This is a genomic window from Bacillus sp. BD48 (genome assembly GCF_046566805.1).
Taxonomy (GTDB): Bacteria; Bacillota; Bacilli; order Bacillales; family Bacillaceae; genus Bacillus; species Bacillus safensis.
This window is the reverse complement of record NZ_JANGFM010000001.1, coordinates 230,499-243,222: the sequence shown is the minus strand read 5'-3', so window position 1 is coordinate 243,222 and position 12,724 is coordinate 230,499. Positions and strand designations below refer to the sequence as shown.

Here is a 12,724-nt window from a genome sequence, read left to right as displayed (position 1 = left end):
ACAGCTTTCACATTGATATGTGAAAATCATTTTGTTCATAATAAGAACTAACTAAAACTTTACGATAAGAGAGGAGTTTATCTCAGAATGGGACAAGAGAAACATGTCTTCACCATAGACTGGGCTGGACGTCAACTGACAGTTGAAACTGGCCAGCTTGCAAAGCAAGCAAACGGAGCGGTCCTCGTACGCTACGGAGATACGGCTGTGCTTAGCTCAGCAACAGCTTCTAAAGAACCAAAACCACTTGATTTCTTCCCGCTCACTGTGAACTACGAAGAAAGATTATACGCAGTAGGTAAAATTCCTGGCGGCTTCATTAAAAGAGAAGGCCGTCCAAGTGAAAAGGCGATCCTTGCGAGCCGCTTAATTGACAGACCAATTCGTCCGCTGTTTGCAGATGGATTTAGAAACGAAGTACAAGTCATTAGTATCGTCATGAGTGTGGATCAAGATTGCTCATCTGAAATGGCTGCAATGTTTGGCTCATCTTTAGCTTTATGTGTGTCTGACATTCCATTTGAGGGACCAATCGCCGGCGTTACAGTAGGACGAGTGGATGGAAAGCTGATCATTAACCCAAATGTGGAGCAGCTTGAACAAAGTGACATCAATCTTGTGGTTGCCGGAACAAAAGATGCGATCAACATGGTAGAAGCTGGTGCTGATGAAGTACCGGAAGAAACAATGCTTGAAGCGATCATGTACGGTCACCAAGAGATCAAACGCTTAATTGAATTCCAAGAAGAAATTGTGAAGGCAGTCGGTAAAGAAAAAATCGATATTCCTTTATATGAAGTAGATCAAACGTTAGCAGACGAAGTAAAAGCACTTGCTGAAGCTGACCTGCTGAAAGCGATTCAAGTACATGAAAAGCATGCGCGTGAGAATGCAATCAGTGCTGTGAAAAAAGCTGTAGTTGAGAAGTTTGAAGCAGAAGAACGTGACGAAGCAACGATTAAACAAGCGAAAGATGTATTAAACAAGCTTGTCAAAAACGAAGTTCGCCGTTTGATCACTGAAGAGAAGGTACGTCCAGATGGACGCGGCGTAGATCAAATCCGTCCACTTTCTTCAGAAGTAGGACTTCTGCCAAGAACGCACGGTTCAGGCCTATTTACAAGAGGACAAACACAGGCGCTCAGTATTTGTACATTAGGTGCACTTGGCGATGTGCAAATTCTTGATGGTCTAGGTGTTGAAGAATCAAAACGCTTTATGCACCATTACAACTTCCCGCAATTCAGTGTTGGTGAGACAGGTCCAATGCGCGGTCCAGGCCGTCGTGAGATCGGACATGGCGCACTAGGTGAACGTGCACTAGAACCAGTCATTCCATCCGAAAAAGATTTCCCTTATACGGTTCGCCTCGTTTCAGAGGTATTAGAATCAAACGGATCTACTTCACAAGCAAGTATTTGCGCAAGCACACTTGCGATGATGGATGCGGGTGTTCCAATTAAAGCACCAGTTGCAGGGATTGCAATGGGACTTGTGAAATCTGGTGAATACTACACAGTGCTGACAGACATTCAAGGAATGGAAGATGCACTTGGAGATATGGACTTTAAAGTTGCAGGTACATCAAAAGGTGTAACAGCCCTTCAAATGGACATCAAAATCGATGGTCTATCAAAAGACATCTTAGAAGAGGCGCTTCAACAAGCGAAAAAAGGAAGAATGGAAATCCTAGACAGCATGCTGTCAACGATTCCTGCTTCTAGAGGAGAATTGTCTCGTTATGCACCAAAAATCTTAACGATGACGATCAATCCAGATAAAATTCGCGATGTCATTGGACCAAGCGGTAAACAAATCAATAAAATCATTGAAGATACCGGTGTGAAAATTGATATTGAACAAGATGGTACTATCTTTATTTCTTCTACAGAAGAAGATATGAACCAAAAAGCGAAGAAAATCATTGAAGATCTTGTGAGAGAAGTTGAAGTAGGACAGCTTTACCTAGGTAAAGTCAAACGCATTGAAAAATTCGGTGCCTTCCTTGAAATCTTCAGCGGAAAAGATGGACTTGTTCATATTTCTGAGCTTGCGCTTGAGCGTGTGGGCAAAGTAGAAGATGTCGTGAAAATTGGCGATGAATTACTTGTCAAAGTCACTGAAATCGATAAACAAGGCCGTGTGAATCTTTCTCGAAAAGCTGTTTTACGTGAAGAAAAGGAAAAAGAAGAAAAGCAGTCTTAATGAGATCAAATAAAATGTGTTAGAAGCCAGGTATCCGTGCCAGGCTTCTTTCTTTTCTTGCGCTAACAATAGTTCTAGCTTGTTTCTCCCCATCATAATTTGTGGTAAAGGGGAGGGACAACCATTGAAAAAAACGTTACCATTCATTGTGTTTGTATTTTTACTGCTCGTGTCTTATCAAACGATGAAGCAGCCGGCTGCTGTTACATATATTGAATCAATGAAAGAGCATGCCGAGGTTGCATCTGTTTCAAAAGATATTTTATATCAGGAGATTGAATCGAAGTCTTCTGACTATGAAGTAAAGGCGCAAAATGCTAAGATTGATAAAGTGTGGAAAAAGATGCCTGGCTTAAATGGACAGACAGTCGATATCGATGCTTCTTACGAAAAAATGAAGAAACAAGGAACCTTCGATGAAAAGCTGCTTGTGTTGAAAGAAACAAAGCCATCTACTCATTTACATGAGCTTGGTGCTGAGCCCATTTATAAGGGGCATCCAGATAAAAAAATGAATGCATTCCTGATCAATGTGGCTTGGGGTGACGAGCATTTAATCAACATGTTAAAGACGCTGGAAAAGCATCAAGTCAAAGCGACCTTTTTCTTAGAAGGCAAATGGGTGAAAAAAAGCACAGACCTTGCTAAAAAAATCGTAGCAGATGGTCATGAAATTGGAAATCATTCATACAATCACCCAGATATGCGCACACTGACAAGAGAACGAGCATTAGAGCAGATAACGAAAACAAATCGCCAAATTGAAGAATCCCTTGGGAAGAAACCAAAATGGTTTGCGCCTCCAAGCGGCAGCTTTAAAGACGAAACAGTCAAGCTTGCCAAACAAGAAGGCATGGAAACCATTATGTGGACAGTAGACACCATCGACTGGCAAAAACCATCCCCGGCTATTTTACAAAAGCGGGTGCTTGGGAAAATTCACAATGGGGCGATGATATTAATGCATCCAACAGATGCAACAGCGAAAAGTCTTGACACACTTATCACTCAAATCAAGGAAAGAGGATATGAATTAGGGACGGTTTCTGACCTCCTAAGTGAAAAAAGACATCCGTGATGCGATCTGTTTGTTGAATAGGAGGAGCAAAACTTGGTCAAAACGTATACTTGCCAAAACGGAGTAAGAATTGTACTCGAAAACAATCCCACTGTAAGGTCTGTCGCAATTGGCGTCTGGATTGGAACAGGCTCTAGACATGAGACACCTGAAATTAATGGGATCTCACACTTTTTAGAGCATATGTTCTTTAAAGGAACAAAGACAAGATCTGCACGTGATATCGCAGAATCCTTTGACCGCATTGGTGGTCAGGTGAATGCCTTTACATCAAAAGAATACACTTGCTACTATGCAAAGGTGCTTGATTCACATGCTGGCTACGCCCTCGATGTATTAAGCGACATGTTCTTTCACTCTGCTTTTGATGAAGAAGAGCTGAAAAAAGAAAAAAATGTGGTGTACGAAGAAATTAAAATGTATGAGGATACACCTGATGACATCGTTCATGATTTATTAAGCAAAGCCATTTATGGTGATCATTCATTAGGATATCCGATTTTAGGAACAGAGGAAACACTCTCAACCTTTAACGGAGACTCACTTAGAAAATACATGGATGAATTCTATACCCCGGACCGCGTCGTGATCTCAGTTGCAGGGAACGTAGATGAGAGCTTTATTCGTGAGGTTGAAAAGCTATTCGGCTCTTATGAAGGAAAAGGGAAAAAACAGCCTGTAGAAGCTCCAGCATTTCATTATGACAAGCTCACACGCAAAAAGGAAACGGAACAAGCGCACCTATGCCTTGGCTTTAATGGCCTTCCAGCTGGAGATAAGGGCATCTATGACTTAATCGTCTTAAATAATGTTCTTGGCGGAAGCATGAGCAGTAGATTATTCCAAGATGTAAGAGAGGACAAAGGGCTTGCTTATTCTGTCTTCAGCTATCATAGTTCATTTGCAGATAATGGAATGCTGACGATTTATGGCGGAACTGGAGCGAAGCAGCTAAACCTGCTTTCTGAAACCATCTTACAAACATTAGACGTCTTAAAGCGTGAGGGAATTACGCAGAAAGAACTAGAGAACTCTAAGGAGCAAATGAAAGGCAACCTCATGCTCAGCCTTGAAAGCACAAACAGCAAGATGAGCAGAAACGGTAAAAATGAACTGCTCCTTGGCAAACATCGGACACTCGATGAAATTATTGACGAAATCAACCACGTCACATTAGACGGCGTGAATAATTTGTCTAAACGCATCTTTACAGAAGATTATGCGCTCTCGCTCATTAGTCCGACGGGTGATGTACCTTCTGCTTAAACAAAAAAGGCATGTCTTTTAAAGAGATGCCTTTTTTTCATGCAAAAAAGATTAATCAGCTAACTTGTTTTGCAGCTGATGAACAATTTTATTGATTGTCGAAAAGTGCTCTGTTAGTAATTCCTCGTCTGCAAATTGAATATCAAAAACCTCTTCTAATTCCAAAATGAGTGAAACTGCTTTAATCGAATCGAGACCGTGATTTGTTAATTCTTCATCTGCACCAATAGAAACCTTGCTGCTATCATCCAAAGAACGCAGAACCAAATCTTTTACTTGACTTGAAAGTGAAAGGACATCCGTCGTTTTATTCATCTGCAACGCTCCCTTTTACAAATTTTCTACCATTTACATAAATTAACTATATTAGAATGGAAAAACATTGTAAAGCAGTTTCGGCATAAATAGGAATTGTTGATCATTCTATTCAAATGAAATATTTGGTAGAGTGAGAAGAAAAGAGACTGGAAGGATGAATCAATCCATGAATAAAACAGACCTTATGCAGCACATTCCCTTATTAAAAGAAGCGGTCAGCATAGATCAGATTGATAAAGGGTATTCTCGGGATCAAAAATGGGTCTTGACTAAGGTATCAGGTGAAAAATATGTCCTTCGATTCACAGATCAAGACCAGTATGACAAAATAAAGACGCAGTTTAACCTGCTATATGAATTAAGACGTCACGGTGTTCAGTGTGCTGATCCAGTGAACATCGGTGTTTTAGAAGCAAAACAGCAAGTGTACTATATTTTATCGTTTATAGAAGGCCAGGAAGCAAAAGAAATCATGAGTCAGTTAACCGAAGAAAAGCAGTATGCAATCGGGGTAAGTGCAGGTCAGGATTTACGAAATATGCATAGATATCCGGCACCTTCACACATCGAACCTTGGGAAGATCGTGTCATTAAAAAGCATCATCGATATTTAACTGCTTATCGGGAAAGCGGTATCTCCATTGAAGGGGATGAAAAAGTGGCTCAGTTTATAGCAAAGCACATAGATATTGTGAAAGGCAGGCCTAATCAATTTCAGCACGATGATTTTCATTTAGGGAACATTATTGTAAACAATCATAAATATGCAGGTGTTATTGATTTTAACAATTTTGATTGGGGAGATCCCATTCACGATTTTTATAAAGTAGCTCTTTTCAGCAGAGAAACTAGTGAAGCCTTTTCGGCTGGTCAAATCAATGGATATTTTGATGGGAACATTCCAGATGACTTTTGGCTGCTTTACTCTGTTTATGTCGCAATGAGTATCTTTTCATCGATTATGTGGGTCATTAAATTCGATCCGGGTCAAATGGATGAGATGATTGAAAGACTAGAAAATGTGCTAAAAGATCATAATTATTTTAATGAAATAGAGCCTCAGTGGTATGCGCGTATCACTAGATAACAGTGAAATATAGGACGATTAGGCAGTGATGGAAGTCACTGTCTTTTTTGTTATAATGATACAAATTGCACATTGTCATGACTAAAAACATTTTATATAATCCAAACAAGGATCGAAAAAGATGTAAAAAAATTCCGTTTTTTGTTGAAAAAGAGCAAAAGGCTGGTGGTGGATTGAAACAAATCGACAAGCATTCAAAGCAGTTATGGCGTGTTTATTTATGGACACTTTCATTCTTAAAGCCTTATACAGGTAAAGTGATTCTAGTTATTATGAGTGGTTTCGTTATTACCTTGAGTGAGCTCATCATACCTAAATTTATTCAATATTTTATTGAGACCATTTTGCCAGCAAAAGACTTTTCAAAAATGAATGGTTTATTGTTAGGACTGACTGGCTTAATTGTACTTGGTATTATACTGACAGCCGCACGAAATTTATGGCAAAGAAAATTAATTGAACAAGCCTCAAGAGATTCACAATTTGCTGCCTTCCAGCAAATTCGTCAACTTGGTTTCTCATACTACGAACAACATTCTGTTAGTGAAACACTCTCCTTTGTTAACACACAGACACGAGCTGTACAAGAAATTTACAGACGATACTTCCCACAATTTATCAATCAGACATTATTTATCGCCATCTCACTTTACTTTATGATCAACATTTCTATTTTTCTCACACTAATCATCATTCCAAGTTTTATACTCTACTATGTCTTTGGACCATGGCTTGAAAAAAAGGCAACGATCTACGGTAGACAAAGTGCGGAAGGTTTTCGCACGCTGCAAACAAAATTATACGAAAGTCTTGCTTCGATGGAAGAGCTTAGAATTTTAGGCTATATGAAATGGGATATGAAACGGATTCAAACGTTGCATGAAAAAGTGCGCCAAGATCATGAAAAAAATGTTTTTTTCGCCTATTTACGAGGAAGCAATCGCAGGCTGACTTATTATATTGGCGCTCTTGCCACTTTTGTTATCGGTGTCCACCTTGTAAAGACTGGACAGCTAACGACAGGTGGTTTTGTAGCATATATACTATATTATTTTTCAGCAATGCATATGCTTACTTCCATTGTCACACTTTTAACAGAACAACGGATATTAACCTTTCAAATTGAACCTTTATATCATTTTATGAAAAAAACACCTGATATTAGTGAGCCTCAGCAGCCGGTACACCTTGATCATGTAGAAGGCGATATCGTGTTTCATGACGTCGATTTTCATTATCCCAATCATCCTCCTTTATTAAAAGGGATGAATCTACATATTCGGAAGGGTGAAAAAGTAGCGCTGGTTGGTACGAGCGGCGGAGGGAAAACATCGCTTCTTAAGCTAATTGGGCGCTTTTATGATCCCTCAACAGGGATGATTACAATGAATGGAGTTGATTTGCGCCGTTTACCTACTAGTCAAATAAGAGATGCGATGGGATTTGTTTTTCAAGAAACGTTCTTATTTAATATGAGTGTAAAGGACAATATTCGTTTTGGAGATACAAGTCTTTCAGATCATGAGATCATTGAAGCCGCAAAAAAAGCAGACTGTGATTCATTTATAAAAGAATTAGAAGATGGATACGACACCATACTTGGGGAAAGGGGATTAAAACTTTCCGGCGGGCAAAAACAAAAGATAGCGATTGCCAGGCTATTTGCTAAAAATCCAAGTGTTGTATTACTCGACGAAGCCACAGCATCTCTTGACAATGTCAGTGAGCAAAAAGTCCAGCAGGCATTACACCAAACATTTAAGGAGTCTACTGTCATTGCAGTTGCTCATCGTTTATCAACGGTCAAACATTTTGACAGAATTATCTTTATAGAAAATGGTTGTGTGTTAGAGGCTGGACAATTTCATGAACTGATGAGGAAAAAGGGGCATTTTTATCAATTGGTGTCTGACCGCTCAGAAAAGGAGGCAGGTGTAACATGAGAAAAAATTGGCTGTTTCTTTTGATCACAAAGCAAAAATGGATGCTCATCCTTGCTCTTTTACTCGTTTTGATTGAAGCAGCAGCTAATTTAGCCATGATAGGACTGCAAAAGTGGCTCATTGATGATGTTCTTTTGAATAGTGGTATCAGTCAACATTTCTCCCAGATCTTGATGCTGTTTGCCATGATATTTCTTGTATATGTTGTGATGTTTGTTGCCAGTCCATATGTGATGCATAAAAACTATCTGACCATCCACCATTCATTGCAGAAAATGATGCTAGATCAGCTTCAGCAAGTATCCATGAGATCATATAAAACTCACCCAGTTAGTTTTTATTTACACAAGCTGAATCAAGATGTAAAGACAGTTGCTGTTACGGCTGCTTTACATATACCAAAAATTGTACAAACGATTTTTATGGCCGTTGTTTTATCTATCATTTTACTATCTGTGAGTTTTGTCTTATTTTTCTTGCTTCTCTTTGCAAGCGCTTGTTATTTTATTGTCGGTAAAAAAATGGCGAAAACGGCAACAAACATAGCAAAAGATGTACAGGAGAGAAAATCAGACCTATTCGTGCATGTAGAAGAAGGAATTTCTTCTACAAGGGAAGTTGTCGCATTTGATCGACGCAAGTGGGAAATTGGTTTGTATGAAAAGCTATTTAACAAAATGATGGATCGTGTCATGAAGGAAGGTAAGTTTCAAAACAAGCTTCTTTTTTTAACAGAGCCATTGAAATGGTTTGGGATACTATCAGTTCTAGTGTTTGGCACATATCAAGTAGCAGCAGGAAACATGTCCATCGGTTTATTTGTCGTCATTTACCAATATGCATCTCAATTAATGAAGAGTTATCAAGAGTTATTCCAGTATGTATTTGAATTTTTCCAGCAGCGTGCATCTGTTCATCGAATCGCTGAAGTGCTGCAAATGGAAAACGAAGAAAAAGGAACAAAACGAATTGATGCTGTAGAAGACGTGGTGTTTGAAGATGTTTGCTTTTCTTATGAACAAACATCTAAAGGCGCTTTAGACGGCTTAAATCTTCATATTCCAAAGGGAAGGAAGGTGGCAATTGTTGGAGCGAGCGGCAGCGGGAAATCGACGATCTCAAAACTTACACTTGGGCTTTACCGGCCAGATAGCGGGGGAATTTTAGTGAATGGGGTTGATCTATCAGAGATCAATCCATCTCATTTATTAAAGCGAATAGCCGTTGTCCCGCAAGAACCCTATTTTTTCCCAGACACGATACGCCTGAATTTAATCATGGGATTACATGATGTGACCGAAGAACAACTTGAACAGGCTTGTGAAGTTGCACAAATTCTTTCCTTCATCAAAGGGCTTGAAAAAGGTTTTGATACAGTCATTGGAGAGAGGGGGATTTCCCTCTCAGGAGGACAAAGACAGCGTTTAGCTATTGCCAGAGCGCTTTTAAAACAGGCTGATTTACTTATATTAGATGAGGCGACCTCCGCGCTAGATCGGCAGACAGAAAGGAAGGTTCAAAAAGGGATAGACGATGCCAAAGGGGGCGGCACCTTGCTTGTGATTGCACACAGATTATCGACCATACAAAATGCAGATATGATCTATGTACTTGAAGGCGGAGCTGTTCAAAGCTGCGGTACTCATGAGGAGCTGATGGAAGCCTCCTCGCATTACCGCTCTTTATTTAAGGCCCAGGTGATTACAGCGTCTTAGTCAGTTTGTTTTTAACCAAAGTGAAGAGTCGATCTAAGGTGCGGAAGTGGTCCGGATGTAATTCTTCGTCTTCAAAGGCAATATGAAAGGTATCCTCTAATGAAATAACAAAAGAGACGATTTGGACAGAATTTAATCCTAAAGCTTTTAAACTATCATCCCGGCTTGGCTGCTCATTGAGAGACAACTTATTCATGACAAGCTGGACAATTTTTTCTTCAACTTCAGTTAGTGTCAGTTCATTCATGTCGCGGCTCCTTTCTAAGAGAATAATATATGTTACATTTTGGTTGATGAAGGAAAAAAATGCAATTGTTTTTATAAATCTATCATAAGGGGTGGCATTCATTGTCATATGTAAGCTATCAAAAAAATGATGTTCATGTCGTATTAGGTGCAGATGAATCAGTTCAAAATATAGTGATAAGTAAAGTGCATCCCTATATTAATTGCAGCAAAATAACAGAAAAACATGAAGGTGACGTTTGGACGATTTTAACCAGTAAATATGCACAAGAAATTCAAAAAGAAGTACCGCTTGAAGAAGTCTTTTACGAAACGAAGATGGAGCCTCGCTGCCGCTATCTGTATGACGGAGAGAAAAAAATCATTGTGATAGATGAACCAAAAGATGTCAGATGGGCAGCCCAGCATGCGCTTCGGTTAATCAGAGTTTTGCTTCGCCTTTTGTGTTATCAGGATGGACTCATCTATTTGCATGGAGGCATGATGGAGATGAATCAAAAGGGGGTTGTCCTAGTAGGTGGATCAAGGGCAGGGAAAACGTCCACCATCTTATCCTTATTATCATTAACCGATGCCCGATATATCACAAACGATGATATAGGTGTTTCATATACGAACACCGAGTACACAGGAACTGGCTGGCCGAGATCTATGAGTATTCGGAAAGATTCGTTTGAAGCCATTGAAAAGCTAGGTACCCCATACAGACTCCAAACATCTAGTCATCCATTTAACGAGGATGATAAAAGCTATCATTTTGTATATCCAGAGGAGTTAGAAAAATGGTTTTCACGTGAAGTCAAAACAATGGGAAAAATCGATGTGATTGTGTTTCCTGAATTTTTACCTCACGGGCAAACTGGTGCAGAACTTTCGAAAATGACTCCGCAGGAAGCAGCTGAACGTTTGAAGCAGCATGCAGTCATTAATCCTGGAAGACATAATGAATTCTTATTACCGTATTTCACATTGCCAACACCCGAAGAGCTAGAACCATTTCTTCACGCACTAGCGGAAAAGGTGCCCTGTTACTCATTAAAGCAGGCATTTACTTCATTAGAGAAAGGCACTGTCCTCATTCAAGAGCTTCTTGAACAATCCGACATTGTCGTGTAAGACTTTTTGGAGGTGAGTTATGGTTGAGCAGGAGTACAAATATTTGTTGTCACAAACCGATTTTCAGCACATATATGACATGTTCATTCAAAATCATACCCCTACTTATATACTTAATTTCAATTACTATTACGACACACCAGATTTTTTATTAAAACGATTTGGTTATACCGTACGTGTCCGTCAAATCAGCGGCAAACTAACTCTTGAAATCAAATGCCCTAGTCAAACGTCTGGCTATAAAAGAATAAGAGAAGAAACGTCATTACCTATTGAGGAGTTACCGCAAAAACTAGATGTACAGAACATCATGACTTCTTTACCGGTTACAATCACTCAACAGCCACAATTGTTAGGGCTATTGGTCACTGAACGAACAACCTTTTACATTGAGAAAGGCATCAAAGTGGATTTGGATCAAAGCAGCTATCTTGGCATCACAGATTATGAACTGGAAATTGAATATGACAGTGAAAAAGCATATGAGGCAGATCAATTGTTTCATACACTGACTGATGATTTGGACAAGCCAGACAATCGAAAAGGAAAGCGCTCTCGATTTATCACTAGATTTCAATCATTTTACGGGAAGGAGTAGTCAAACATGCGGGCTGTTTTGGATCAATCCACTCTCTCAAACGAGCAGAGGCTGTTATTACTTAGCTCACGTATTCAATTAAATGAACAAGAAGAAGAGTCTATTAGAGCTCTACTGAAAGATGGCATCGATATGCCTAAATTAATTGGACTGGCATCAAGACATAAGGTGCTTCAGCTGATTACGCCTCATTTGATTCGTCTTGATGATGAAAAAAGCATGACGACAACATACAAATTTTTGCTTCACTATCACTATATAGGGAATCGTCAAAAAAACGTGGAGAGATTCAAAGAATTCAAGCGTCTGTTACAAACATTCCGAAATGCAAAGCTGAAAGCGGTCCCCCTTAAAGGTGCCATTTTAACCCCTCTTGTGTACAAAGATTATGGACTGCGGATGATGTCAGACCTTGATTTCTTAATTCATCCAGATGACCGAAAGAGTGCCTCTTCATTGCTCAAGAAGGAAGGGTTTATCATCGGGAAATATGACTGGGCAGCCGATCAGGAAATACCGATTGAAAGAGAAGAAGAAATGATGTGGAGAATGAATGCCGGGAATCTTTATTCACATATTAAACGAAGCGGAGAAGATTTTTTAAAGGTACACCGAGTCGATTTCTCTTATGATGTTGAGCTGAAAAAAAACTACGAAGCAACAAATGCCTTGCTGGATGCTGCTGAAGAAAAGCCCTTTTTTCAAACAGATGTCTATTTGCTTCAGCCGTTAGATTTTCTTATCCATCTTGCCTTTCATCTCTATAAGGAGGCAACAAACGTACAGTATGTCTACTTACATGCAGATCTTAATTTGATTAAGTTTTGTGATGTAAGGGAGTACGTCATGTTTACTGAAGAGCAAAATCAGCTGGATTGGCACGTTTTGCAAGAAAGAGCGAAGGAATTAGGGGCCGAGAAAGCACTTTTTTACACGTTTACGTTTTTAGATTTATTGTACCAAACGAACTATATTGACCAATTGAAGCAGCTAGACATGAGTGACGAATCATTCTTAGAAGCCTATGGAGAGAATGATTTCGGTTCTTTGAAAATATGGAAAAAATCCTTTATTGAACGTTTTTTCAGCTTGGATAATCGTGATGAGCTTGAAGAGGAACCAGCGATACAGCTATTTCCTGAAAGGCAATAG

Annotated in this window: 11 protein-coding genes; 9 read left to right on the top strand and 2 right to left on the bottom strand. The window is 39.4% G+C overall.

The genetic code is table 11. From position 1 onward, the window contains the following. Nucleotides 1–87: 87 nt before the first annotated feature. From pnp to ACLGGR_RS01205, 3 genes are all read left to right on the top strand, one after another. Entirely contained in the window at nt 88–2,205 is a 2,118-nt protein-coding gene (gene pnp, locus ACLGGR_RS01215; protein ID WP_142944812.1) for a polyribonucleotide nucleotidyltransferase, read from the top strand. Between the two features lie 124 nt (nt 2,206–2,329). After that, nucleotides 2,330–3,283, top strand: a complete 954-nt coding sequence (locus ACLGGR_RS01210) for a polysaccharide deacetylase family protein (protein WP_142944813.1) — start codon at nt 2,330–2,332, stop codon at nt 3,281–3,283. A gap of 33 nt (nt 3,284–3,316) precedes the next feature. Further along, nucleotides 3,317–4,549, top strand: a complete 1,233-nt coding sequence (locus tag ACLGGR_RS01205) for a M16 family metallopeptidase (RefSeq protein ID WP_251215441.1) — start codon at nt 3,317–3,319, stop codon at nt 4,547–4,549. Between the two features lie 51 nt (nt 4,550–4,600). Here the strand turns inward: ACLGGR_RS01205 and ACLGGR_RS01200 are convergent, their stop codons facing one another. Beyond that, nucleotides 4,601–4,864, bottom strand: a complete 264-nt coding sequence (locus ACLGGR_RS01200; protein ID WP_251215440.1) for an acyl carrier protein — start codon at nt 4,862–4,864, stop codon at nt 4,601–4,603. 169 nt (nt 4,865–5,033) lie between these two features. On the opposite strand from ACLGGR_RS01200, the gene ACLGGR_RS01195 reads away from it, so the two are divergent. From ACLGGR_RS01195 to ACLGGR_RS01185, 3 genes are all read left to right on the top strand, one after another. After that, nucleotides 5,034–5,954: an aminoglycoside phosphotransferase family protein gene (locus tag ACLGGR_RS01195; RefSeq protein WP_410972359.1), complete on the top strand. Its 921-nt coding sequence runs from the start codon at nt 5,034–5,036 to the stop codon at nt 5,952–5,954. A 173-nt stretch (nt 5,955–6,127) separates the two neighbouring features. After that, entirely contained in the window at nt 6,128–7,897 is a 1,770-nt protein-coding gene (locus ACLGGR_RS01190) for an ABC transporter ATP-binding protein (RefSeq protein WP_410972358.1), read from the top strand. Beyond that, complete coding sequence (locus ACLGGR_RS01185; RefSeq protein ID WP_251215437.1) at nt 7,894–9,612, top strand: ABC transporter ATP-binding protein; 1,719 nt, start codon at nt 7,894–7,896, stop codon at nt 9,610–9,612. Before ACLGGR_RS01190 ends, ACLGGR_RS01185 begins: the two co-directional genes overlap by 4 nt. Here the strand turns inward: ACLGGR_RS01185 and ACLGGR_RS01180 are convergent. After that, nucleotides 9,599–9,859 carry an acyl carrier protein gene (locus tag ACLGGR_RS01180; RefSeq protein ID WP_185907591.1) on the bottom strand — a complete coding sequence of 87 codons (261 nt, stop codon included), beginning with the start codon at nt 9,857–9,859 and terminating at the stop codon, nt 9,599–9,601. The genes ACLGGR_RS01185 and ACLGGR_RS01180 overlap by 14 nt on opposite strands. Before the next feature lie 101 nt (nt 9,860–9,960). Between ACLGGR_RS01180 and ACLGGR_RS01175 the strand changes: the two genes are divergently transcribed. From ACLGGR_RS01175 to ACLGGR_RS01165, 3 genes are read left to right on the top strand one after another with little or no spacing between them, the layout of a single operon-like run. Next, nucleotides 9,961–10,974 carry a hypothetical protein gene (locus tag ACLGGR_RS01175; RefSeq protein WP_410972357.1) on the top strand — a complete coding sequence of 338 codons (1,014 nt, stop codon included), beginning with the start codon at nt 9,961–9,963 and terminating at the stop codon, nt 10,972–10,974. A gap of 19 nt (nt 10,975–10,993) precedes the next feature. Next, nucleotides 10,994–11,572, top strand: coding sequence for a CYTH domain-containing protein (locus ACLGGR_RS01170; RefSeq protein WP_410972356.1), 579 nt, complete (start codon nt 10,994–10,996; stop codon nt 11,570–11,572). A gap of 6 nt (nt 11,573–11,578) precedes the next feature. Beyond that, nucleotides 11,579–12,724 carry a nucleotidyltransferase domain-containing protein gene (locus ACLGGR_RS01165; protein ID WP_410972355.1) on the top strand — a complete coding sequence of 382 codons (1,146 nt, stop codon included), beginning with the start codon at nt 11,579–11,581 and terminating at the stop codon, nt 12,722–12,724.

Bases quoted from the DNA above. Each gene is read 5' to 3' on its own strand.
- pnp (WP_142944812.1), top strand. From the start codon at position 88: ATGGGACAAGAGAAACATGTCTTCACCATAGACTGGGCTGGACGTCAA.
- ACLGGR_RS01170 (WP_410972356.1), top strand. From the start codon at position 10,994: ATGGTTGAGCAGGAGTACAAATATTTGTTGTCACAAACCGATTTTCAG.
- ACLGGR_RS01180 (WP_185907591.1), bottom strand. From the start codon at position 9,859: ATGAATGAACTGACACTAACTGAAGTTGAAGAAAAAATTGTCCAGCTT.
- ACLGGR_RS01195 (WP_410972359.1), top strand. From the start codon at position 5,034: ATGAATAAAACAGACCTTATGCAGCACATTCCCTTATTAAAAGAAGCG.
- ACLGGR_RS01185 (WP_251215437.1), top strand. From the start codon at position 7,894: ATGAGAAAAAATTGGCTGTTTCTTTTGATCACAAAGCAAAAATGGATG.
- ACLGGR_RS01200 (WP_251215440.1), bottom strand. From the start codon at position 4,864: ATGAATAAAACGACGGATGTCCTTTCACTTTCAAGTCAAGTAAAAGAT.
- ACLGGR_RS01165 (WP_410972355.1), top strand. From the start codon at position 11,579: ATGCGGGCTGTTTTGGATCAATCCACTCTCTCAAACGAGCAGAGGCTG.